The 24,037-nt window shown below is 60.6% G+C and carries 17 protein-coding genes and 2 pseudogenes; 9 read left to right on the forward strand and 10 right to left on the reverse strand.

Annotated elements, in window-relative coordinates:
• Window positions 1-105 precede the first annotated feature (105 nt).
• Window positions 106-1,038 carry a LysR family transcriptional regulator gene (locus tag CKW19_RS18495; RefSeq protein WP_095059160.1) on the forward strand — a complete coding sequence of 311 codons (933 nt, stop codon included), beginning with the start codon at window positions 106-108 and terminating at the stop codon, window positions 1,036-1,038.
• Between the two features lie 112 nt (window positions 1,039-1,150).
• Here the strand turns inward: CKW19_RS18495 and CKW19_RS18500 are convergent, their stop codons facing one another.
• The gene (locus CKW19_RS18500) at window positions 1,151-2,467 is read right to left on the reverse strand and encodes a Na+/H+ antiporter family protein (RefSeq protein WP_177408835.1); all 1,317 of its coding nucleotides are present in this window, start codon (window positions 2,465-2,467) and stop codon (window positions 1,151-1,153) included.
• A gap of 568 nt (window positions 2,468-3,035) precedes the next feature.
• Between CKW19_RS18500 and CKW19_RS29565 the strand changes: the two are divergent.
• From CKW19_RS29565 to CKW19_RS18510, 3 genes and pseudogenes are all read left to right on the forward strand, one after another.
• Window positions 3,036-4,106, forward strand: a pseudogene (locus tag CKW19_RS29565) (HAMP domain-containing protein); the annotation flags it as partial.
• Window positions 4,107-4,370: 264 nt separating this feature from the next.
• Window positions 4,371-4,964 (forward strand): annotated as a pseudogene (locus tag CKW19_RS29570) (methyl-accepting chemotaxis protein); the annotation flags it as partial.
• Window positions 4,965-5,218: 254 nt separating this feature from the next.
• Entirely contained in the window at window positions 5,219-6,895 is a 1,677-nt protein-coding gene (locus tag CKW19_RS18510) for an MFS transporter (protein ID WP_095059167.1), read from the forward strand.
• 150 nt (window positions 6,896-7,045) lie between these two features.
• Here CKW19_RS18510 and CKW19_RS18515 read toward each other — a convergent pair whose 3' ends face one another.
• From CKW19_RS18515 to CKW19_RS18530, 4 genes are read right to left on the reverse strand one after another with little or no spacing between them, the layout of a single operon-like run.
• Window positions 7,046-8,359, reverse strand: a complete 1,314-nt coding sequence (locus CKW19_RS18515) for a sensor histidine kinase (protein ID WP_095059169.1) — start codon at window positions 8,357-8,359, stop codon at window positions 7,046-7,048.
• On the reverse strand, window positions 8,356-9,024 hold the full coding sequence (locus CKW19_RS18520) for a response regulator transcription factor (protein WP_095059170.1): 669 nt from the start codon (window positions 9,022-9,024) through the stop codon (window positions 8,356-8,358). Before CKW19_RS18520 ends, CKW19_RS18515 begins: the two co-directional genes overlap by 4 nt.
• Before the next feature lie 3 nt (window positions 9,025-9,027).
• Window positions 9,028-9,348 carry a PepSY domain-containing protein gene (locus tag CKW19_RS18525; protein WP_095059172.1) on the reverse strand — a complete coding sequence of 107 codons (321 nt, stop codon included), beginning with the start codon at window positions 9,346-9,348 and terminating at the stop codon, window positions 9,028-9,030.
• Window positions 9,348-9,656 (reverse strand): PepSY domain-containing protein, encoded by a 309-nt coding sequence (locus CKW19_RS18530; RefSeq protein ID WP_095059173.1) that lies wholly within the window; start codon window positions 9,654-9,656, stop codon window positions 9,348-9,350. The genes CKW19_RS18525 and CKW19_RS18530 overlap by 1 nt, the downstream gene beginning before the upstream one ends.
• 211 nt (window positions 9,657-9,867) lie before the next feature.
• Between CKW19_RS18530 and CKW19_RS18535 the strand changes: the two genes are divergently transcribed.
• The 3 genes from CKW19_RS18535 (at window position 9,868) to codA (ending at window position 12,825) form a co-directional block, all read left to right on the forward strand.
• Complete coding sequence (locus tag CKW19_RS18535) at window positions 9,868-10,947, forward strand: patatin-like phospholipase family protein (RefSeq protein WP_095059174.1); 1,080 nt, start codon at window positions 9,868-9,870, stop codon at window positions 10,945-10,947.
• A gap of 75 nt (window positions 10,948-11,022) precedes the next feature.
• Complete coding sequence (gene queD / locus CKW19_RS18540; RefSeq protein WP_095059175.1) at window positions 11,023-11,379, forward strand: 6-carboxytetrahydropterin synthase QueD; 357 nt, start codon at window positions 11,023-11,025, stop codon at window positions 11,377-11,379.
• 201 nt (window positions 11,380-11,580) lie between these two features.
• On the forward strand, window positions 11,581-12,825 hold the full coding sequence (codA, locus tag CKW19_RS18545; protein ID WP_095059177.1) for a cytosine deaminase: 1,245 nt from the start codon (window positions 11,581-11,583) through the stop codon (window positions 12,823-12,825).
• A gap of 125 nt (window positions 12,826-12,950) precedes the next feature.
• On the opposite strand, the gene CKW19_RS18550 is transcribed toward codA, so the two are convergent.
• Complete coding sequence (locus CKW19_RS18550) at window positions 12,951-13,937, reverse strand: diaminopimelate epimerase (protein ID WP_095059178.1); 987 nt, start codon at window positions 13,935-13,937, stop codon at window positions 12,951-12,953.
• 165 nt (window positions 13,938-14,102) lie between these two features.
• Here CKW19_RS18550 and CKW19_RS18555 point away from each other — a divergent pair, with 165 nt between their 5' ends.
• Entirely contained in the window at window positions 14,103-15,254 is a 1,152-nt protein-coding gene (locus CKW19_RS18555) for an MFS transporter (protein WP_095059179.1), read from the forward strand.
• A 199-nt stretch (window positions 15,255-15,453) separates the two neighbouring features.
• On the opposite strand, the gene CKW19_RS18560 is transcribed toward CKW19_RS18555, so the two are convergent.
• The 3 genes from CKW19_RS18560 to CKW19_RS18570 all read right to left on the reverse strand — a co-directional run bounded on the left by CKW19_RS18560 (window position 15,454) and on the right by CKW19_RS18570 (window position 19,605).
• On the reverse strand, window positions 15,454-17,877 hold the full coding sequence (locus tag CKW19_RS18560; RefSeq protein ID WP_095059181.1) for a TonB-dependent receptor: 2,424 nt from the start codon (window positions 17,875-17,877) through the stop codon (window positions 15,454-15,456).
• A gap of 98 nt (window positions 17,878-17,975) precedes the next feature.
• Window positions 17,976-18,959: a FecR family protein gene (locus CKW19_RS18565; protein WP_095059182.1), complete on the reverse strand. Its 984-nt coding sequence runs from the start codon at window positions 18,957-18,959 to the stop codon at window positions 17,976-17,978.
• Between the two features lie 145 nt (window positions 18,960-19,104).
• Window positions 19,105-19,605: a sigma-70 family RNA polymerase sigma factor gene (locus CKW19_RS18570; RefSeq protein ID WP_095059184.1), complete on the reverse strand. Its 501-nt coding sequence runs from the start codon at window positions 19,603-19,605 to the stop codon at window positions 19,105-19,107.
• A 728-nt stretch (window positions 19,606-20,333) separates the two neighbouring features.
• Here CKW19_RS18570 and CKW19_RS18575 point away from each other — a divergent pair.
• Window positions 20,334-23,000: an autotransporter outer membrane beta-barrel domain-containing protein gene (locus tag CKW19_RS18575; protein ID WP_095059185.1), complete on the forward strand. Its 2,667-nt coding sequence runs from the start codon at window positions 20,334-20,336 to the stop codon at window positions 22,998-23,000.
• Window positions 23,001-23,066: 66 nt separating this feature from the next.
• Here CKW19_RS18575 and prmB read toward each other — a convergent pair whose 3' ends face one another.
• Complete coding sequence (gene prmB, locus CKW19_RS18580) at window positions 23,067-23,975, reverse strand: 50S ribosomal protein L3 N(5)-glutamine methyltransferase (RefSeq protein ID WP_095059187.1); 909 nt, start codon at window positions 23,973-23,975, stop codon at window positions 23,067-23,069.
• Window positions 23,976-24,037 lie beyond the last annotated feature (62 nt).

A 24,037-nucleotide genomic window follows, 5' to 3' on the forward strand; every position in this document is an offset into this window, starting at 1 on the left:
TCCTGTGAAAGTGAACAATGGCGCGCATTATCGATTGGCGAAGCTGTGCGATAAATGGGAGCATCCTGACAACACTTTTGCGCAACTCGCACAGCAGGACTTCTTATGCGCGGCCTCAATGAACTGGGATTCAAGGCACTTCGGCTGTTCGTCGCGGTGCTCGATCATGGCAGTTTTTCCGAAGTGGCTCGCCGCGAGGGCCTGGCGCCCTCTTCGATCTCCCGGCAAATCCAGTTGATGGAGCAGGCCCTGAACCAGCAATTGCTCTACCGTCACACCCGCGCCGTCACACCCACCGAAGCGGGGCGCGTGCTCGGTCAGCATGCGCGCCTGGTGCTGGTGCAATTGGAGGAAGCCGAACAGGCGTTGCAGGAACAGCAAAGCGAACCCAGTGGACTGGTGCGCATCAATGCGCCAGTGGTGTTCGGTCAACGGCACCTGAGCCCGTGGCTGGGGCGGTTGTGCGAGCGCTACCCGAAACTGCAGCTGGATATCCAGCAGACCGATCACTATGTCGACCCGTTGCAGGAAGGCGCTGACCTGCTGTTTCGCATCGGTCCGTTGCACGACTCAAGCATGCAGGCGCGGATTCTGGCCCCTCATCGCTTTCAGGTGGCGGCGAGTCCCGCGTACCTCAAACGGCATGGCACGCCACAACATCCCGCCGAACTCGTCGCTCACCACTGCCTGGCGTACAAAGGCGCGACCGGTCAGCAGCGCTGGTTTTTCCGCCAGGCTCAGGAGTGGACCGCTTATTCGGTAAAAGGCCCGATCACCGGTAACCACGCCGACACACTGACCCAAGCCGCCGAGCAAGGCCTGGGGCTGGTGATGTTTCCGTCATGGTTGATCGGCGAGGCGGTACGCGACGGCACGTTGGTACCGGTGCTGGAGGATTATCAGGTGTCCAACAGTCTGGAGCCGCAACAGATCGCCGTGCTTTGGCCGGGCAGCCGGCGTTTGTCGGTGAAGGTCAGGACGGTGATCGATTTCTTTGTGGAGTGTTTTGGTGACGTGCCGTATTGGGACAGACCCTGACGGCTATACCTGTAGGAGCGAGCTTGCTCGCGATGGCGGTCTGTCAGCGAATTAGATGCTGACGGTTTCACCGCCATCGCGAGCAAGCTCGCTCCAACAAGGGGGAACCGGGTTACAGGACCATCGCGGCCACCCAGCCGAACACCAGCAATGGCAGGTTGTAGTGCAGGAACGTCGGGACCACGGTGTCCCAGATGTGATGGTGCTGACCGTCGATGTTCAGGCCGGAAGTCGGGCCGAGGGTCGAGTCCGAAGCAGGCGAACCGGCATCACCCAACGCGCCGGCGGTTCCAACGATGCAGACAATCGCCAACGGACTGAAGCCCAGTTGCACGCACAGCGGCACAAAGATCGCCGCCAGAATCGGCACGGTGGAGAATGACGAGCCGATGCCCATGGTCACCAGCAAACCGACCAGCAACATCAACAATGCACCGATGCCTTTGCTGTGATCGATGTACGACGCCGACGACTCGACCAGCGTTTGCACCTCGCCGGTGGCTTTCATCACTTCGGCAAACCCCGAGGCGGCGATCATGATGAAACCGATCATCGCCATCATCTTCATGCCTTCGGTGAACAGATCGTCGGTGTCACGCCATTTGACGATGCCCGAAGCCGAGAAAATCAGGAACCCGGCCAGCGCGCCGATGATCATCGAGTCCAGCAGCAACTGAATGATGAACGCCGCGGCGATGGCCACGCCGGCGACAATCAGGCTCAACGGGTTGTATTGCACCGCGACCTGCTCGACTTGCTCGATTTTCGCCAGGTCATAGACGCGCTTCTTGCGGTAGCTGATGAACGCGATCAACAGGCCCGCCACCATGCCCAGGGCCGGAATGCCCATGGCGTGGGTTACGTTGACCCCACTGATGTCCACGCCGCTGCGGGCAACGTTGGCCAGCAGGATTTCATTGAGGAAGATGTTGCCGAAGCCCACCGGCAGGAACATGTACGGCGTGATCAGACCGAACGTCATGACGCAGGCGATCAGTCGACGATCCAGTTGCAGCTTGGTCAGCACATATAAAAGTGGCGGTACCAGCAACGGGATAAAGGCGATATGTATCGGCAGGATGTTCTGCGAGGCAATGGCCACCACCCAGAGCAAACCGATCAACAGCCACTTGACCTGACCGCCGCCGGTCGCGTGCTGACGGTCAACCATCGCCAGGGCTTTGTCCGCCAAAGCGTGGGCCAGGCCAGACTTGGCAATCGCCACGGCGAACGCACCGAGCAAGGCGTAGGACAACGCAACCGTCGCGCCGCCGCCCAGGCCGCTGTTGAACGCCTTGAGCGTCGCCTCGATGCCCAGGCCGCCGGTCAGACCACCCACCAGCGCGCCGACGATCAGCGCGATCACCACATGCACGCGGGACAGGCTGAGGACCAGCATGACGCCAACCGCGGCAATTACTGCATTAATCATCGTTACCTCTGAGCAAGCGAAAAGAGTCCGGCCGGCAGTCTGTGTAAGCCGCCAGCAGATTGAAATATGGGTTTTATTAGAGGGCGCGCACTTTGCCGCACAGCGGCTCCGGTGTCAAAGCAGTAGAGCTCAGACTGATTACCCTGTGGCGAGGGAGCTTGCTCCCGCTCGGCTGTGCAACAGTCGTAATTCAGGCGCAGGAAGGGCCGCTTCGCGCCCCAGCGGGAGCAAGCTCCCTCGCCACAATATCTGTAACAAGGCTTATTTGAACGGTTGGATAAAGAAAGCCGAATGACGGCCGTTACAGTGCAAAGTCTCAGATATTTATCGAATAAAGGACTCCTCCATGTCACTCAGACAACTTTCCATTCAATGGAAAATCACCCTGCTGGCCGGGCTCTGCCTGGCCGGTGTCGTGACCCTGCTGGTGGGTCTTTCGCTGTATCGCATGGAGCACAGCTCCGCGCTGGTGAAAGCCTCGAGCATGGAGATGTTGAACGTATCGGCTCAGGCGCGGATCGAGTCCCAGGGCGAAAATCAGGCGCTGGGCATTCGCCAGCAGTTCATGGACGCGTATCAGTACGGGCATGGTTTTTCACGCCAGGTGCTGTTTCTGCGCGACCAGGCCGAGAAGCGTTTTCTCGATGCCTTCGACCTGCGCGAAGACCTGACCCGTCAGGTCAAGTCGGCCCTGCAAGCCAACCCGGAACTGCTCGGCCTGTCGCTGGTGTTCGAACCCAATGGGCTGGACGGCAAGGACGAGTTGTTCAGCGGTCAGGCGGATCTGGGCAGCAACGACAAGGGCCGTTTTGCCCTGTACTGGTCGCAACCGACGCCAGGCAAAGTGACCTCCATGGCCCTGCCGGAATCAGACATGGCCGACACCCGCACCGGCCCCAGCGGTGAACCGGCCAACGCCTGGTTCACGTGCCCTCGCACAACGCTCAAGCCGTGCGTGATCGAACCGTACTTCTATGAGATCGACGGCCAGAACGTGCTGATGACCAGTATCGTTTTCCCGCTGATGGTCAACGGCAAGGTGATTGCCTCGCTGTCGGTGGACATCAACCTCAACAGCCTGCAAACCCTCAGTCAGGGCGCGAGCAAAAAACTCTACGACGGCCAGACCAACGTCAGCATCATCAGCCCGGCCGGTTTGCTGGCCGGTTACAGCCCAGACGCCAGCAAACTCAGCCAGCGTCTGGATGCCGTCGACAAGACCAGCGGTACCGAGTTGCTGCACCTGCTCGCCACCAGCAGCGCGACCACCAGCCTGCACAGCAATCAACAACTGAAAGTGCTGGCGCCGTTCCAGCCGATTCCGGGCGGAAAGTCCTGGGGTGTACTGCTCGATGTACCGGAGAAGGTCCTGGTCGGACCCGCCGAAGCGCTGAAAAAACAACTGGATGAAAGCAACGCCGCCGGCACCCTGATGGAACTCGGCCTTGGCGCGCTCGCGGCGCTGATCGGCTTGTTGCTGGTGTGGTTGATGGCCCGCAGCGTGACCAAACCGATTCTCGGCGTGGCGCACATGCTCGAAGACATTGCCAGCGGCGAAGGTGACCTGACCCGGCGCCTGGCCTATGACAAAAAAGATGAACTGGGCCAGTTGGCCGGCTGGTTCAACCGTTTCCTCGACAAGCTGCAACCGATCATTGCCGACGTCAAACGCTCGGTGCAGGACGCCCGCAGCACCGCTGACCAGTCCTCCGCCATCGCCGCCCAGACCAGCGCCGGCATGGAGCAGCAATACCGTCAGGTGGATCAGGTGGCCACCGCGTCCCACGAAATGAGCGCCACCGCCCAGGACGTCGCCCGCAGCGCCGCGCAAGCGGCCCACGCCGCCCGCGATGCCGATCAGGCGACCCGCCAGGGGTTGACCGTGATCGACCGCACCACCGCCAGCATCGACAACCTCGCCGCCGACATGAGCGCGGCAATGGTTCAAGTCGAAGGCCTGGCGGCCAACAGCGAAAAAATCGGTTCAGTGCTGGAAGTGATCCGCGCCATCGCCGAACAGACCAACCTGCTGGCGCTCAACGCCGCGATCGAGGCGGCCCGGGCCGGTGAAGCTGGACGCGGATTCGCCGTGGTGGCCGACGAAGTACGCAATCTGGCGCGGCGAACCCAGGAATCCGTAGAAGAAACCCGCGTGGTGATCGAACAACTGCAAACCGGCACCCAAGAGGTGGTGGGTTCGATGAGCAACAGCCATCGCCAGGCCCAGGGCAGCGTCGAGCAAGTCGGTCAGGCCGTGACGGCACTGCGCCAGATCGGCGACGCGGTCACGGTGATCAACGACATGAACATGCAGATCGCCAGCGCCGCCGAAGAACAGAGCGCTGTGGCCGAGGAGATCAACAATAACGTCGCGACCATTCGTGACGTGACCGAGTCGCTGTCGGGCCAGGCCAACGAATCGGCACGGGTCAGCCAGTCACTCAACAGCCTGGCCAATCAGCAGCAGAGCTTGATGGATCAGTTCCGCGTTTAAGCCTGCTACTGCAACGTTAACTACTGTAGGAGCGAGCTTGCTCGCTCCTACAGGTTTTGTGTCCGCACTCAATGATGGCGAGTGGATATCTACCAAAACCTGATTAAGCTTCAAGGAACCTTGCAGCGATGCCAGGCGTCCACCTGCATGCAGGCTTCGCGCAATCCGTAATCCGATGACATCAGCCCCAGGGCCAGGGTGCGGCAACAATTGAGAGGTACTCCGGCCTAAAACAAGCACTACGGAGAACACTCATGGCGGCAATCGACAATACAACCACGGGCAGCACACCCAATCGCGGGATCACCAAGGAGGAGCGCAAGGTCATCTTCGCCTCGTCGTTGGGCACCGTGTTCGAGTGGTACGACTTTTACCTGTACGGCTCCCTCGCCGCGATCATCGCCAAGCACTTCTTCGCCGGCGTCAACGAGACCACTTCCTTCATCTTTGCATTGCTCGCCTTCGCCGCAGGCTTTGCCGTCCGGCCTTTCGGGGCAATTGTGTTCGGGCGACTGGGCGACATGATCGGGCGCAAACACACCTTCCTCATCACAATCGTGATCATGGGTGTTTCCACGGCTGTGGTGGGCTTGCTGCCGGGCTACGCGACCATTGGCGTGGCGGCACCGGTCATACTGATTACCCTGCGCTTGCTGCAAGGTCTGGCGTTGGGCGGTGAGTACGGCGGCGCGGCGACCTACGTGGCCGAACATGCGCCCAAAGGCAAACGGGGTTTTTTCACCTCATGGATTCAGACCACTGCGACCCTCGGCCTGTTTTTGTCCCTATTGGTGATCCTCACCTGCCGCACCGTGTTGGGCACTGAAGCCTTCGAAGCCTGGGGCTGGCGCATCCCTTTCCTGCTGTCGATCCTGCTGCTGATTGTCTCGGTGTACATCCGCTTGCAGCTCAACGAATCGCCGGTGTTCCTGAAAATGAAGGCCGAAGGCAAATCGTCGAAGGCACCGCTGACCGAATCCTTCGCGCGCTGGGATAACCTGAAGATCGTGATCATGGCCCTGCTCGGCGGCACCGCCGGCCAGGCCGTTGTCTGGTACACCGGGCAGTTCTATGCGCTGTTCTTCCTGTTGCAGACGCTGAAGATCGACCCGCAGACCGCGAACTTGCTGATTGCCGGCTCGCTGCTGATCGGCACGCCGTTCTTCGTCATCTTCGGCAGCCTGTCCGACCGCATCGGGCGCAAGGGCATCATCATGGCCGGGTGCATCATCGCGGCCCTGACCTACTTCCCGATCTTCCATGCGTTGACTCAGTACGGTAACCCCGACGTGTTCATCGCGCAGGAGAAGAACCCGGTCACGGTGGTCGCCAATCCCGATCAGTGCTCGTTCCAGTTCGACCCGGTGGGCAAGGCCAAATTCACCAGTTCCTGCGACCTGGCCAAGACCGTGTTGGCCAAACGGGCCATCCCCTACAAGAACGTGAAGGCCGAGCCGGGCACCGTGGCACAAGTGCGCATTGGCGAGAACGTGATCCAGAGCTTCGAGGGCACCGGCATGCCGGCCGCCGACTTCAAGGCCCAGAACGATGCCTTCACCGCGAACCTCGCCAAGGCCCTAAAGGACGCCGGTTACCCAGAGAAGGCCGACCCGGCCAAGACCAACTATCCGATGGTGCTGCTGCTCCTGACCATCCTGGTGATCTACGTGACCATGGTCTACGGGCCGATTGCCGCGTGGCTGGTGGAACTGTTTCCGGCGCGCATCCGCTACACCTCGATGTCTCTGCCTTATCACATCGGTAACGGCTGGTTCGGTGGGTTCCTGCCGACAGTGGCATTCGCCATGGTGGCGGCCACGGGGGATATCTACTACGGGCTGTGGTACCCGATCGTCATCGCGGTGATGACGGCCGTGCTGGGGATTTTCTTCATGCCCGAAACCAAGGATCGGGAGATTCATCACACCTGAGACAGGGCGTGAAAAAATCCTGTGGCGAGGGAGCTTGCTCCCGCTGGGGTGCGAAGCGGCCCCAAAAAAGGGACTGCTACGCAGTCCAGCGGGAGCAAGCTCCCTCGCCACAAGGTGTTTTTATGATGGTGATTCAGGTAGCTGTCGAATTTAGCGCTTCGGCAATTCGATCAGCACTTTCAACCCGCCCCACTCGCTCTCCAGCAGCGACAACCGGCCGCCCCAGGTGTCAACGATGTCGCGCACGATGCCCAACCCCAACCCATGCCCGTCGGTTTGCTCGTCCAGCCGCGTGCCGCGACTGAACACCTGATCGCGGCGATTTTCGGGAATGCCCGGGCCATCGTCTTCAACGCTGAGTTCGAACGCCTCGGCCGTCTCGACAACGCTCAGCCGCACTTCGGCATCCGCCCATTTGCAAGCGTTGTCCAGCAAGTTGCCCAGCAGTTCCAGCAAGTCTTCGCGATCCCACGGCAACTGCAAACCGGCCGGTGCGCGATAACTCAACGCCAGATGTTCGCCGTGGATCATGTTCAAGGTTGCGAGCAATCCCGGCAGTTCAGCGTCGCAATCAAACAGCGCCCCCGGCAGCGCATCGCCGGACAGCCGCGCCCGATTGAGCTCGCGATTGAGCCGCTGCTGGACTTGCTCCAGTTGCTGCTTGAGGACTTTACGCAGTTGCGGGTGCGCATCGAGTTGTTCGCTTGAGGCCAGGCTCAACAACACCGCCAGCGGCGTCTTCAGGGCATGACCGAGATTGCCCAAGGCATTGCGCGAGCGCTTGAGACTGTCTTCGGTGTGCGCCAGCAAATGGTTGATCTGCGCCACCAGCGGTTCCAGCTCCACCGGCACTTGATCATCGAGTTGCGAACGCTGGCCCTGCTGCAACTGCGCGATTTGCTCGCGGGCCTTTTCCAGCGGTCGCAAGGCGCGGCGCACGGTGATGCGCTGCAGCAGCAAAATCAGCAGCAAGCCCGCCAGTCCGAGCGCCAGACCCAGTTGCTGCATACGCCGGAAGCTCTCGCGCACGGGCGTGTAATCCTGCGCGACGCTGATGGAAATCGATTGACCGAGGCGCCGATAGTCCGTGCGCAACACCAACAGTTGCTGCCCTTCGGGCCCCAGTTGCAGATTGCTGTGCAGGCCCGGCTGATCGAGTTGCGGCAGTTCCTGGTCCCACAACGAACGAGAGCGCCAATGGTTGTCGGCAAAGTCGATGCGGAAATAATGCCCGGAGAATGGCCGCTGATAGGCCGGCGACAGGTGCCGCTCGTCCAGCTGCAAGCCTTGCGGGCCTCGCACCAGCGCCAGCAGCAGGCTCTCGCTGTCGTTGCGCAGCCCGGCTTCGAGGTAGCGCTGCAAACCCATTTCGAACAGCCACAAACTTGATTGCGCCAGCACCAGGCCGACGATCACCATCACGCTGATCAAACCCAGACTCAAGCGGCGCTGGATCGACCTCACCGGGCTTGCCCACCGAACAGATAACCCTGGCCACGACGGGTTTCGATCACGCTTTTGCCGAGTTTGCGCCGCAAGTGGTTAACGTGGACTTCCAGCACATTGGAATCGCGCTCGGTTTCGCCGTCGTAAAGGTGCTCGGCGAGATGGCTTTTGGAGAGGATCTGCTCGGGGTGCAGCATGAAATAACGCAGCAAGCGAAATTCCGCAGCTGTCAGTTGAATGTCGGCGCCGTCGCGGACTACGCATTGACGACCTTCGTCCAGATGCAGCCCGGCAGCCTGGAGGGTCGGTTGATTGACCTGCCCGTGGGAGCGGCGCAACAGCGCCTGAATGCGCAAATGCAGCTCTTCGGGATGGAACGGTTTGGTCAGGTAATCGTCGGCACCGGCCTTGAGCCCTTCGATGCGTTCAGCCCAGGAACCGCGTGCGGTCAAAATCAGCACCGGGGTCGCCAGGCCGCCCGCTCGCCATTGCGCCAGTACGTCCAGCCCCGGCATCCCCGGCAAACCGAGGTCGAGGATGATCAGGTCATACGGCTCGGTGCTGCCCTGATGCACCGCATCGCGCCCGTCGGCCAACCAGTCCACGGCATAGCCCTGACGGTTGAGGCCGGCCAACAGTTCGTCCGCGAGGGGGACGTGGTCTTCCACCAGGAGCAAACGCATCGGTCAATCTTCCTTGTCTTTGATCAGTTGGCCGGTGGTGGCGCTGAAGTCCAGTTCGCGGACCACGCCTTCGGCGGTCAGCAACTCGACTTCATAAATGTAGACGTCGTGCTTCTGTTCAAGCTCGGCTTCCAGCAGTTTCGCGTCGGGGTAGCGGTCCAGTGCCTGCTGCAGCAATTGCTCCAGCGGCATGATCACACCCTGTTGACGCAGGCGCAGGGCTTCGTCCTGATCCAGGTCGCGGGCCATCACCACCGAGCAAAATGCCAGAAGCACCAGGGCGATTCGAGCGCCGGAACATCGGTTTGAAAAAAACACCTTCATTACGAATCCTGATGATCCTTGAGTATCTGCCCGCTGACCGCGTCTAATTCCAGATCCCAGTGAATGCCCTGCGGATCGCGCAGTTCCACCTGGTAGATGTACTTGCCGTACGATTCTTCCAGTTCGGTTTCCGTCACGGTCGAGCCGGGATGTCTGGCCAGTGCGGTGGCGTTGAGTTTCTCGAAAGACACAATGGTACCAGCGTCACGCAGTCTCAGGGCTTCATCAGGGCCAAGGTCACGGGCGTGGGTAACACTGGCGGCCAAGCCGATGATGGACGCGGTGAACAGGGCAGTCAGGGTTTTCATGGGTGTCTCCGTATTCTTTTCGGTGTTGCGTACGCGAGCCACGTTAACTGGATGAACTTAATTGAAACTGAATGGCCATCATTGGCCACATCCAACCCCCTGTAGGAGCTGCCGCAGGCTGCGATCTTTTTCTCGATTTCACTTGAGTCGTCAGCAAAAACTTCCAAAGATCGCAGCCTTCGGCAGCACCTACACAGACACAGAGACCGGTATGACCGCCATCCACATCAAGTTTCCTTCACTGACGATCAAGGCCGGACCGCGTGCTTTGGCGCGTATCCGTGAAAACGGCCTGAACGCCGCCGACGTCGGCACCCTGCCCGGCGCGGCGGGCGGGCCGAAGGCGCTGGGGATTCAAGGTCTGGACCTGGCACTGTTCGGCGAGTGGTTGCCGTCGGCGCCCCGGGAGCGGTCGCTGATCGGCGCCTCGGTGGGTTCCTGGCGCTTCGCCAGTGCCTGCCTGCCGGACGCCGCCGAAGGCATCCGGCGCCTCGGGCAGTTGTACACCGAGCAGAACTTCGCCAAAGGCGTGACCATGGCGCAGATCAGCCAGAGCTCGCAGCGCATGCTCGATGACCTGCTTGACGGCCGCGATGCCTCGATCCTCGACAACACCTATTACCGCTTGAACATCATGGTGGTCAAAAGCCACGGTTGGCTCGCGGACGATCATCGCGGGCGGCTGGGTCTGGGACTGTCCTCGGTGATCGCTGACAACCTGCGCGGTCGCGCACGCCTGGCGCGTCACTTCGAACGCCTGATCATCCATGACCCGCGATGGGCACCGCCGGTCGATGCCTTGAACGATTTCCCCTCACGCTTCGTCGCCCTCAACACCGGCAACCTGCGCCAGGCCTTGCTGGCCTCAGGCTCGATCCCGATGGTGATGGAAGGCGTGCGCGACCTGCCGGGTGCCGGCGTTGGCACTTTCCGTGACGGCGGTCTGCTGGACTATCACCTCGACCTGCCCTACAGCGGCAATGACATCGTGCTCTATCCGCACTTCACCGACCGGGTGATCCCCGGCTGGTTCGACAAAACCCTGCCATGGCGCCGCGCCTGCCCGGAACGCCTGCAGAATGTGCTGTTGCTGGCACCGTCGAAGGAATACCTGGCGCGCCTGCCCTACGGCAAGTTACCGGACCGTAATGACTTCAAACGCTTCATGGGCGATGCGCCGGGCCGGCAGAAATACTGGCGTGCGACGATGGATGAAAGCCGTCGCCTGGGTGACGAGTTCCTTGAACTGGCCGCCAACGGTCGCCTTGGCGAACGCTTGCTGACCCTTTAGTCAGGACAAACTGGTAAACTCGCCGCCTGCCCGAATCGCTGCGGCGACGCCACCTGAACAGAGCTGAAAAACATCGTGGAAATTTTCAAAGAGTTTACCTTCGAATCCGCCCACCGCCTGCCCCACGTACCGGACGGCCACAAGTGCGGGCGCCTGCACGGTCACTCGTTCAAAGTGGCGATTCACCTGAGCGGCGATCTTGATCCGCACACCGGCTGGATTCGCGACTTCTCGGAGATCAAGGCGATCTTCAAGCCGCTGTACGAGCGTCTGGACCATAACTACCTGAACGACATCCCCGGCCTGGAAAACCCGACCAGCGAAGTGCTGGCCAAATTCATCTGGACCGAACTCAAGCCGTTGTTGCCGGAACTCAGCGCGATCCGTATCCACGAGACATGCACCAGCGGTTGCATCTATCGCGGCGAGTAACACGGCAAAACAAATGTAAATCCCTGTGGGAGCGAGCCTGCTCGCGATAGCGTCGGCACATTCAACATCAATGTGACAGACAAACGGCTATCGCGAACCGGCTCGCTCCCACAGTCGTTTTACGCTGATCAATGTCACTGGCGGGGAATGCCGCAGTCGGGCTAACGTATCGACTACACGATCTCCAAAAGGACTCACCTCATGCACATCATCAACGCCCGTCTGCGCAACCAGGAAGGCCTGCATGAGTTGCACCTCGAGAACGGACTGATCAGCAACATCGCCCGCCAGACCGAGGCCCCGACCCTGGGGCCGGACGATCTGGACGCCGGCGGCAATCTCGTGGTGCCGCCGTTTGTCGAGCCGCACATTCACCTCGATGCGACCCTGACCGCCGGCGAGCCGCGCTGGAACATGAGCGGTACGTTGTTCGAAGGCATCGAGTGCTGGGGCGAGCGCAAGGTGACGATCACCGAGGAAGACACCAAGACCCGCGCCCGGAAAACCATCCAGAGCCTCGCCGCCCACGGCATCCAGCATATTCGCACCCACGTCGACGTGACCGACCCGCAACTGACGGCCCTCAAAGCCATGCTCGAAGTGCGCGAGGAAAGCCGTCACCTGGTGGACATGCAAATCGTCGCGTTCCCCCAGGAAGGCATCGAGTCGTACCGCAATGGCCGTGAACTGATGGAGGAAGCGATCCGCATGGGCGCGGACGTGGTGGGTGGCATTCCGCACTTCGAGTACACCCGCGATCAGGGCGTCAGTTCGGTGAAGTTCCTCATGGACCTGGCCGAGCGCACTGGTTGCCTGGTGGATGTGCATTGCGACGAAACCGACGACCCGCATTCACGGTTTCTCGAAGTGCTGGCCGAAGAAGCCCGCAGCCGCGACATGGGTTCGCGGGTCACCGCCAGTCACACCACGGCCATGGGCTCTTACGACAACGCCTACTGCGCCAAGCTGTTTCGCCTGCTTGGGCATTCGGGGATCAGTTTTGTCTCCTGCCCCACCGAAAGCATTCACCTGCAAGGTCGCTTTGATAACTTCCCGAAACGCCGGGGCGTGACGCGGGTCAACGAGTTGCTGGAAGCAGGCATGAACGTGTGTTTCGGCCAGGACTCGATCGTCGATCCGTGGTATCCGCTGGGCAACGGCAACATTCTGCGGGTGCTCGAGGCGGGGTTGCACATCTGCCACATGCTTGGGTACCGCAACCTGCAAAGCGCGCTGGACCTGATCACCGACAACAGCGCCAAGGCCATGGCCCTGGGTGACCGCTACGGGTTGGAGCGCGGGCGACCGGCGAACCTGCTGATTTTGTCGGCGGACAGCGACTATGAAGTGATCCGCAGCCAGGGGTTGCCGCTGTATTCAGTGCGCGACGGCAAGGTGTTGATGAAGCGGACGATGCCGGTGGTGGAGTTCAGTGGTCTGAGCTGAGCTGAGCTGAGCTGAGCTTTGCATTGACTGGGTTGGCCCCATCGCGAGCAAGCTCGCTCCTACAGTGGATTTGTGTCGTTCGCAAACCTGTAGGAGCAAGCTTGCTCGCGATAGGGATCTAAAGATCAATCACTCATTCGAGCCGTACCAAACAAGCTCACCCGACTCAACTCTCCCCCTTCCTCTTCCAGCAAAATCGGCGCCGTACCGCCCGGCATCGTCACCTTGACCTCACCGGCGCTGACCCAGCCCACCCGCCAGGCCGCACACGCCACCGCGGTGGCGCTGGTGCCCGAAGAAGCGGTCGGCCCTTCGCCGCGCTCGAACACCCGCGCCTCGATATGCCCCTCGGACAGCCGCATCGCCCATTGCAGATTGATGCCCGCCGGACACGGCTTACCCGCTCCGGACGGCATGGCGTAGGCGATACGGGTCAACCCTTCGCCCAACGCCGCTTCTCGCATCAGCTCATTGCTCGGCAATGCCACGGCGCTGTCCACGAGGGTGACGCAATGGGGATTGCCGACCCGCGCGAACTGACTGCGCGACCAGGCGTCGTTCAATGCCGACAATTGACTGACGTGGCTGAGCTCGCGACCGTTCAACATCACTGTTTCAACCCCGTGAGCGCTGACCGCCGTCGGCCCGAATCCCGGTCGACCCAGATCGAGCCAGAAACCCTTCACGCCATCGACCACTGCGGCTTTCACCGACGTCTGGCCGGGTGAAGGCGTATCCGCCTTGTCGTGATGAACCCTTAGTTCACAGCTTTCGTCCAACAACCCTTGATCGCTGAGGGCCTGGGAAAAAATCGTCAGCCCGTTGCCACTGCGCTCGGCAAAGGTGCCGTCGGTGTTGACGATCAGCAGATCGAAGGGTGACGCGGTCTGAAAAGGCCCGACCAGCAAACCGTCACTGCGATGGTCCTTGGCGCCGGGCGGTTGCGTACCGGGGGGCCAGCTACAAAACATCTCGATGGCTGCCAGCGCCCAGGTCTCGCGATGTTGCGCAGCGTCGCTGGCGTGTTCGGGCAGATCGATTCCCTGGCGGCGCAACGCATCAGGCGCCACCACGATGTAGATATTGCCCCGTGCATCGTAACGTTGCGCCATGGTGTCCTCCGCGTGTCATTGGATGGGCCCAACATATCGCGAAACTGGCAGCGGCTGTGCAACGATGTCGCCCTGCATCACCGCGCAACCAACCGGACACGGAGCGAACCTCAGCGTTTAATCCCTGTCCCTTGGAAACGCGACGTTTTTTTGCCAAGGATTGATATGACCAGCCTCAACTCCCAGACCACATTCGTTCCCGGACGCCTGGAACAAATGTCCACGCGCATCGCATTTTTCATCGCCGGGTTCGGCATCGCCGCGTGGGCGCCGCTGGTGCCTTATGCCAAGGCCCGGGCCGCACTGGATGAAGGCACCCTGGGGCTTTTGTTGTTATGCCTTGGCGTGGGCTCGATGCTGGCGATGCCGCTGGCCGGCATCCTGGCGACGCGCTTCGGTTGTCGACGGATCGCGACCGCCGGGACATTGCTGATCTGCTCCGCCCTGCCGCTGTTGGCGACGGTGTCGTCGATTCCGGCATTGATCGCGGCGCTGTTCATGTTTGGCGCAGGCCTCGGCACGCTGGATTCGACGGTCAATCTGCAAGCGGTGATCATCGAACGCGCCAGCGGCAAGAACATGATGTCGGGGTTCCATGGCTTGTTCAGCCTCGGCGGGATCGCCGGGGCGGCGGGTGTCAGTGCACTGCTCGGCCTTGGCCTTTCACCGCTGAATGCAACACTGGTGGTGAACGTGGTGCTGCTGATCGCACTGGCCAAAGCCGTGCCGCACATGCTGCCCTACGGCAGCGAAAGTTCGGGGCCGGCGTTTGCCGTTCCCCACGGCATCGTGCTGTTTATCGGCGGGATGTGCTTCATCGTGTTTCTCGCCGAAGGCGCGGCGCTGGACTGGAGTGCGGTGTTCCTGGCGCAGGAGCGCGGTATCGACACAGCGTATGCAGGGCTGGGTTACGCGGCGTTTGCCCTGACCATGACGGCGGGCCGCTTGACCGGTGACAAGATCGTGCGACGCCTGGGCGCAACGCGGGTGATGGTATTCGGCGGTTTGGTGGCGGCGGCGGGATTGCTGCTGGCCACCTTCACGCCGAGTTGGGAAGCTGCGCTGGTGGGTTATGCGTTGCTCGGCGCCGGTTGCTCGAACATTGTGCCGGTGCTGTATACGGCCGTGGGCAAACAGACTGTGATGCCCGAGAGCATTGCGGTTCCGGCCATTACTACGCTGGGTTATGCAGGGATTCTGGCGGGCCCGGCATTGATCGGTTTTATCGCCCATGGCAGCAGCTTGAGTTTTGCCTTTGCCTTGATGGCGGTGTTGCTGGTGGCGGTGGCCGTCGGCGGGAAGGTGTTGAAAGTCTGAAAAGCTTCGCCGGCAAGCCAGCTCCTACATTGATGATCGATGACGAAGACAAACAGCGCATTCACCGAAGCCCCCTGGAGCTGGCTTGCCAGCGAAAGCGGTATATCAGGCAACATCTTCGTCGACTGTTAAGCCGTCTTCGCGGGCAAGCCCACTCCCACAGGGAACTGTGTACACCTGAGGGAGCTGGCGAAGGCTTTTAGAATCCGACACTGGCCTGCACAAAAAACGTGCGCGGTGCGCCAACGTACATCCCCGAGTTGTTGTCGCTGGAGCGGGTGAAGTACTGCTTGTCGAAGATGTTTTTCACACCCGCGCCGAGTTTCAGGTTGGACACCTGCGGACCGAAGTCATAGCCGGCGCGCGCGTTCCAGAGTACGTATCCCGGGATGTCGCCGTATTGACCGTCAGCCGTGCCTTCGGTGATGTAGTTGCCGTTGAAGCTGCCGTCGGCGTTCACACCGGTGCCCGGCGAGCGCTGCTTGGACTGGGCGAACGCATCAAGGTTGTAGGTCCAGCGATTGATGTCGTAGCGCAGCCCTGCGGTGGCCACCTGCCGGGAGTAAAACGGCAAGTCACGCCCCTTGAAGCCCGGGATATCGCCTTCGTAAGTGGCGCGGGTATAGGTGAACCCGGCATTGGCGGTCAGGCCGTCCAGCATCGGGTTCAGCGCGGCCATGTCGTAGTGCACGGACGCTTCGATACCCTGGTGCTTGGTCGCGCCGAGGTTGGTCCAGCCCACGTCGTTGCTGATGTATTGCAGTTCGTCATCGAAGTCGATGTAGAACAGCGTCACTTCACCGCCCCAGACGTCATCGTTGTAGCGCGTACCGATTTCGTAGGTCTTGGCCTTTTCCGGCTCCAGGCCGTTGGCCGTGTTGTCGCCAATACCGCCCTGCCCCAGCTGGAAATACTGCAGGGCGCCAAACGAGGTTTCGTAGTTGGCGAACAGTTTCCAGGCATCGGACATGTGGTACATCACGCTCAGGGCCGGCAGCGGCTCGTTGCTTTCGATGCTGCGCTTTTTTTCCTGCACCGGTTTACCGGCGGTGTCGAGTACCGGGCGTTCATGCCAATCGGTGCTGATGTGCTCGAAGCGAATGCCTGGGGTGACCGTCCAGTTGCCCACGTCGATCTTGTTGTCGATGTAGACCGAATTGGCCTCGGTGCCCCCGGTTCGGTCCTGATAGACATGGCCGTCCGCTCCCGGACGCACGACGGGCTCATTGTTGACCAGCGCCACACGGCTGGCCTCCTCGTGCATGGCCTCTTTCAGATAGCGATAACCGACGCTGACTTCCTGGGTGGTCGGGCCCACATCGAAAATATGCGACACCCGCGGTTCGATGCCGAATGTGTAATAGGTGCGCGGATAGGAACTGAGGGTCTTCATGTCACGGGAGGCGATGGTGCTGCCGCGAAAACTGTCGGTGTAGTACGTCAGCACTTCAGCCTGGGTGCGATCGTCGATCTGCCGGATCCACTTGAACGACACATCCTTGCGGCGGCCGCTGAAGCTGTCGTAGTCGCGCACGGACTGGAACGGATCGGCGTCGTATTGCGCCTGGGTCAGGCCGCCGGGCATATCGGCATTGGCGTCGTAGTAGTGAAAATTGAGGCTGAAGTCGTCGTAATCGGTCGGTGCCCAATGGGTCTTGAGGATCACGTCGTCGATGTCGTTGCCGTTGTTGCTTTCACGGTAGCCGTTACCGTTCACACCGGAATACAACAGCGCCACGCCCATGCCGTTGTCGGCGGTGCCGCCCATGAAGGCCGTGTCGATGTGCTTCCAGCCACCGTGCTGGGAGGTTTCCAGGGTGGTGCCGATTTCAGCGGAGGCTTTCTCCGGAATCGCTCGGGTCACGAAGTTGATCACACCACCGACGTTCTGTGGCCCGTAACGCACGGAGCCGGCACCGCGTACCACGTCGATGCTGTCGAGGTTGCCCGAGGAAATCGGTGCCATGGACAGCTGCGGCTGACCGTAAGGCGCGAACGCGGCGGGCACGCCGTCAATCAGCACAGTGGAGCGTGGCGACAGGCGCGACGTCAGGCCGCGCACGCCGACGTTCAGGGAAATGTCGCTGCCACCGGTGCCGTTGGCGTCCTGTACTTGCACGCCGGGGACGCGTTTGAGCACATCACCGACGTTCATCGCGCCCTGTTCGACCATGGCTTCGCGGCGAATCACGGTCCGCGCGCCCGGATGGTTTTGCACCACGGCGGCATCCGCATCGCCGAGCCAGTTGCCGACCACCTTGATGTCGGTCACGCCCAGTTCCAGCGGACCGTTGGCCGCCGAGGACGGTGCTGACATCAAGGTCACCGAACCTTCATCGATCTGATATTGCAAGCCGCTGCCTTGCAGCAACTGACGCAGCGCTTCTTCCGGGGAGATATTGCCGTCCACCGCGGGTGCCTGCTTGCCGGCCACCAGATCGGGGCTGAAGAACACCTGAAGCGAAGTCTGCTGGCCCAACTGGCTCAAGGCCTGTCCCAGGGGTTGCGCCGGAATGTGGATCGCTTCGCCCGCGTGGGCCTGAGGCAGCGCAACGTTGACGGCCAGCGCAAGGACCAGGGGCAACCAGGTGGATTTGTTATTTTTAGCGGTGGATTTCTTCACGTCGAACGTAGTCCTGTGGATCGCAAGAGTGTGCGCCTGTTAATGCAAACCAGTTGCAGTTGAACAGGAAGACGACGAACTCGAAAAAAACCTGAATTTTATTTTGAAATTATTTCCTGGCTGCCGTCATCGAGGGTGCGCACGGCCACCGGCAGGATGTTCGGCAAGGCCTTGAGCAGCGCATCGGTGTTGTCGGATTTGAACACGCTGGTCAGGCGCAGATTGCCCACCGCTGCGCTGCCAACTTTCAGTGGCTTCTCGCGGTAGCGCGAGACCTGCTCGGCAACGTCGGCCAGGCTGGCGTTGTTGAACACCAGTTTGCCGTTGCGCCAGGCCGTCATCTCGGCCGGGTTGACCGCATACGCGTCAGCGACCTTGCCTTGGGCGTCGACATGAGTGCCAAGGCCAGCGGTGAGGTTGATGAATTCACTATCGGCGGCTTCGCGCCCCTGAACCTTGACGGTGCCCTGCTCCACCACCACCCGGGTATCGCGGCTGCCTCGGCGCACATCGAAGCGGGTGCCGGTGACCGTGACCTTGCCGCTGCCGGCCTCGACCACAAAGGGCCGACGGGTGTCGTGTTCGACGCTGAACATCGCCTCGCCCTCGGTCAGCTCGACGCTGCGAAGATTGTTTTCAAAGCGCACCTGAATCCGGCTGCGGCTGTCCAGGTCGACCACCGAGCCATCGGGCAATGCCACATGACGTCGCTCACCCAGGGCTGTGGAAAACGCGGCGGTATACGGTGCCGGGTGATTCAACCCACTGAACAAACCCAGCCCGAGGGCCACGGACAACACACTGGCCGCCACCGCGTAACGCAACACCGGACGGCGCGGGTGGCGCTCCGGTGGCGCTTCACACAAAGCCCGCAATCGCGCGGCCGGCACCAGGTCGGCGGCCGTCCACAACCCCTGGAGCACATCGAGTTCTTTTCGGTGTTGAGGATGTTCATCCAGCCAGACCTGGAACTGGCGACGCACCTCGACATCGACGACCGGTTCCTGCAACCGCACAAACCACTGCGCCGCATCATCGCGAACCGCTGTTTGCCCACACGCGCAATCACGAGTATCCATCATGGAAGTTCCTGTTTGGCTGGGGATGGGAATTCACGCCGAACTCTGGCGCAGGAGCTGCCGAAGGCTGCGATCCTTTGATCTTCAGAGGCCTCAAAGCCGCCAAAAGATCGCAGGCTTCGCCAGCTCCTACACAAGCAACTGCACATCATGACTGCAACCCGTCCAGTCGGTCGCGCAGATGCCGCAGCGTGCGGATCATATACTTTTCCACCATGTTCTTGGACAGTCCCAGGCGTTCGGCGATTTCGGCTTGGGTCAGGCCTTCGATCTTCTGCCAGACAAACACCTTGCGGCAGTTGACCGGTAACTCGGTGAGCGCCCGTTCGATGGAGTCGGCCAGCTGGACAGCCTGCATGAAATGCTCCGGGTCGCCGGTGGGCGACTCACTGAGATCAATCGCCTCGGTTTCCATGGCGCTCCGCCGGTCCTCACGCCGATAACCGTCCACCGCAATATTGCGTGCGGTCTGGTGCAGATAGGCCCGTGGTTGCTCCACCTTCGCCGAATCCGACTCGAGCACCCGCACGAAAGTGTCGTGGGCCAGGTCCTCGGCCTGCTGACGATTTCTCAGGCGACGGGTCCAGGTGCCAACCAACTCTTCGTAATGCTCGAAAAAGCCGTGTCTGCGGGGCAGCTTGGGGGTCATTGCGGTGTGCTGTGAAGATAGAGCGCGAATAGTAATGCTTCCTATTAACCAGAAGCAATGCCCTGCGCAGCACTCACGGCAGGAAGCGGATAACCGGCCAGCAAACGTTCGATCAACGCGAGCAGATCCTCTTGCGCCACGCTGATGAAGGCGGGAAAGAGCTTTTTTCGAACTTTGGATGTATATGCGATGATGGCTCTGAGACACTATCTAAAGTTCAAAGAATAATATCCGATATTGCACAGGGTCCAAACGGACTGCATACCGATCTGATTCGCCCCTTATCTGAGCATGAAATTAAACCCGAAATATTCAGGTGTCGGTTCTTGTTTGATTTGATATTGAACAAGAAATAAGTTTTTGGCGCGAAAAGTTTGGCTTGAGCTGGCCAGTATTAACACATCACGGCAGAGTCGAGTATTACCCCAGCAAGGCCCATCGCGCCTTGCGGGTAGCGCTGATCTCTGCAATTACGCCGCGCAAATGGACCGGCATTTATCGATACATCAGCTCAGATTTGTACAAGGCTGTTGATATACGATTTTGTCGCGGATCGAGAGTGTGCAGCGGGCATCGATTGTTTGAAACATTGCCCCCCCCAAACACGAGTTTGTTCACGCGCGCCCCAAAAAAACCCAATAACTTGTGGATTTAATATCCATGAGCTACACATAAACTCGAAGTCAGTTCCCCCACAATCAATAATAACTTCAGAACCAAGAGATCTTATGAACCTTGCCATTCGATTAAGGAAAATCGGGGTGCTCCAGGCAGGAGCATTGTCAATATTAAGCTTGGCATTACAACAAGCACAGGCCGCATGTAACTTGGTGAGCGGGGTCGGTGACACTTCCTACACCTGTGACAGCGGCACCAGTGGTTCACTCACCGACACCGACGGCAACAACACATTGACCTTCCCGGCCAATGGAACCGGCACCGTCGACGGCAATGTCATCTTCGGCGATGGCATTGACCGCGTAGTGATGGACTCCGGCCTCATCACCGGCAGGCTAGATCAACGTAATGGTGCGGACTCGTTTCAAATATCCGCCGGGCAGATCAACGGCGCGGTGATACAAGATGAAGGTACCGATGATTTCGTCATGACCGGCGGGCAGATCCAGTCCCTGGCCCAAGGGGGTGGACGCGATACCTTCCTGATGACAGGGGGCAGAATCGTCGACTCGTTTGTCGACGGCGATATCGCGAAGATGACCGCCGGTAGAATCGGTCGCGTCGACATGAAGCTGTACACCAATATTTTCGACATGTCTGGCGGTACGATTGACGGCAACCTGGTCACAGGGTTCGACAAGGACACCATTATCGTCTCGGGCGGCACCATTGGCGGCAACATCAGCACCAGCGGCGGCGACGACAACATCACCGTCTCGGGGGGTGTGATCAATGGTGAGATCCGCACCAGCGTCGGCAATGACCAGTTCACGTGGACGAACGGCGGCCGGATCAACTCAGCGGTACTCATGGGCGATGGTGACGACACCGCGCTGATCGGTGGCCTGAATGAAACCCTGCTGGCACCGACACCGTCCATCGACGGCGGCCTGGGTAACGATCAGTTGACCTTCGCCAACACCACCTCGGCCACGCCGTCCCGATACATCGGTTGGGAAAGCGTGAGCCTCACTAACAACTCACGCTTCGACCTGGCCGGGGATTTTTTCCTCGGTGACAGCGCGACCGCAACCGGCGTGTTTTCGATTGATGGCAGCAGCACCCTGGCCGTGACCCAAGGCAACCTGCGTCCCTTTACCGCGGGTCAATGGGCAACTCTGAACAACGCGGGCACGATCGACATGACCACCGGCAGCAACAGTGCGAGCGACTCGCTGACGGTTCATGGCAACTATGTCGGCAACGGCGGGCAATTACGGCTGCAAACGGTGCTCGGCGACGACAGTTCGGCCAGCGACAAACTTCGGGTATCCCAGGGCACCATCAGCGGCCATACCCAATTGGGCATTACCAACCTGGGCGGACTTGGCGGGCTGACCCGGCAAAACGGCATCGAAGTGGTACAGGCGCAAAATGGCGCCACCAGCAGCAGCGATGCCTTTGCCTTGAAAGGGTCGCTATCGGCGGGGGCCTACGAGTACTACCTGTTCAAGGGTGGCGTCACGGCCGGCTCGGAGAACAACTGGTACCTGCGATCCTCGGTGGTGGCCGTGCCACCTCCCACGGTGCCGCCCGCAGTGACACCACCGCCGCCCGTACCGCCTGCCCCGCCACCCATTGAGCAACCGGCGCCGGTGGTGGATCCGGATGAGCCACCGGTCGAACCACCGACCGCACGCCCAGTTGTCCCCACCGAGCCGACCGAACCGCCCCCTACGCAGATCTCCGCAGTGACGTCGCCAACGCCCGCCGCCACCACACCGCCAATCCCTAAGGCAGTAGCAGGCGCAGACCCGATTCCGCTGTATCGCGTGGAGGTGCCGGTGTATTCCGTGGTTGTTCCCGCTGCGCAACTGATGGTTTTGCAAGCGCTGGGCACCTTCCATGAACGCCAGGGTGAACAAAGCCTGCTGGGCGAAACCGGCAGCGTTCCCGCAGGCTGGGGCCGGGCCTATGGCAGCAACCTGCAGAAAAACTGGACCGGCACCGTGTCGCCAAGCTTCGATGGCTCACTTCAGGGCTTCCAGATCGGTCATGACCTGTACGGCTCACAGACCAGCGGCGGGCAATTGCAGCGCGCTGGGCTGTTCGTCGGCCACACCCATCTGCAAGGGGATGTCGATGGTTTTGCCGAAGGCTTTCAGGACCGCCGCTCGGGCCGGGTGAAACTCGATGGCGATCACTTCGGGGCCTACTGGACCCTGATAGATCCCACCGGCTGGTATGTGGATACCGTGGCGATGTGGTCACGCCTGGATGGCGACAACAGTTCCGAGCGCGGGGTAAAAATGGACACCAAGGGCGATGCCGTGACCCTGTCGGCTGAAGCGGGTTACCCCATTCGCATCTCGGAAAACTGGGTTGCGGAACCCCAGGTACAGGTGATCAACCAGCAGATCGATCTGGATGATCAGAACGACGGTATTTCCGACGTGTCCTTCGACTCGCAGGACTACTGGACGGGCCGCCTCGGTACCCGTTTCAAGGGGCGTTACCAGGCCGACAACATCCCGCTGGAACCGTATGTGAGGGCCAACCTCTGGCGTACGTTCGGTGGTTACGACACCGTCACCTACGACGATGTGGACCGGATCAAGACCGAACACAAGTCTTCATCCGCTGACATCGATGCGGGGATTGCAGCCAAACTGACGTCGGATATCAGCGTCTATGGCAACGTCGGATACAGCTTCAATCTGGACAGCAATGACCTGAGCGGTACGACGGGCACCGTGGGTCTGCGCATGAGTTGGTAAGGTGAAAAACCGGTGGGAGCGAGTCTGCTCGCTCCCACCGGGCTATTCGGTGCGCCCGCTTAGCGGTTAAACGCGTGAAGCGAACAACGCCTGATGATCGCGGCACTGCTCCGCGCTCAACATAAACACGCCATGCCCACCGCGCTCGAACTCGAGCCAGGCGAAATCGACTTCCGGGTACAACGATTCGACGTGTACCTGGCTGTTGCCCACTTCGACAATCAACAAACCCTTCTCGGTCAGATGATCCGCTGCTTCGGCGAGCATGCGTCGCACCAGGTTCAAGCCGTCATCACCGCAGGCCAGTCCCAGTTCCGGCTCGTGCTGGTATTCATCCGGCATGTCGGCAAAATCTTCGGCATCCACATAAGGCGGGTTCGACACGATCAGGTCGAAACGCTGGCCCGGCAAACCGTCGAAGCCATCGCCCTGTACGGTGTACACGCGCTCATCGACGCCATGGCGCTCGATGTTCTGGTTGGCCACTTCCAGTGCTTCGAACGACAGGTCGGCGAGCACCACTTCAGCCTTCTGGAACTCGTAGGCGCAGGCAATGCCAATGCAGCCGGAGCCCGTGCACAGGTCGAGAATCCGCGCAGGCTCGGTACCCAGCCACGGTGTAAAGCGGTTTTCGATCAGTTCGCCAATCGGCGAACGCGGGATCAGCACGCGCTCATCGACAATGAACGACATGCCGCAGAACCAGGCCTCACCCAACAGGTAAGCGGTCGGCACGCGCTCTTCGATGCGGCGCTTGAGCAATTGTTGCAGGTGAACCCGTTCGTCTTCTTCCAGGTTGCAGTCGAGATAGCTGTCGGCGATTTCCCACGGCAAGTGCAATGCACCCAACACCAGTTGGCGGGCTTCGTCCCAGGCATTGTCGGTCCCATGGCCGAAAAACAGATCCTCCCCATGGAAGCGGCTGACGGCCCAACGGATATGGTCACGCAGGGTACGAAGGCGGGAAGTGATCACGACGGTAAACTCCAGAAAAATCGACGGACGATTCTATCAGCCAATCGTCGCCACGACGACGC

The sequence above is a fragment of the Pseudomonas sp. Irchel s3f7 genome (assembly GCF_900187615.1).
Taxonomy (GTDB): domain Bacteria; phylum Pseudomonadota; class Gammaproteobacteria; order Pseudomonadales; family Pseudomonadaceae; genus Aquipseudomonas.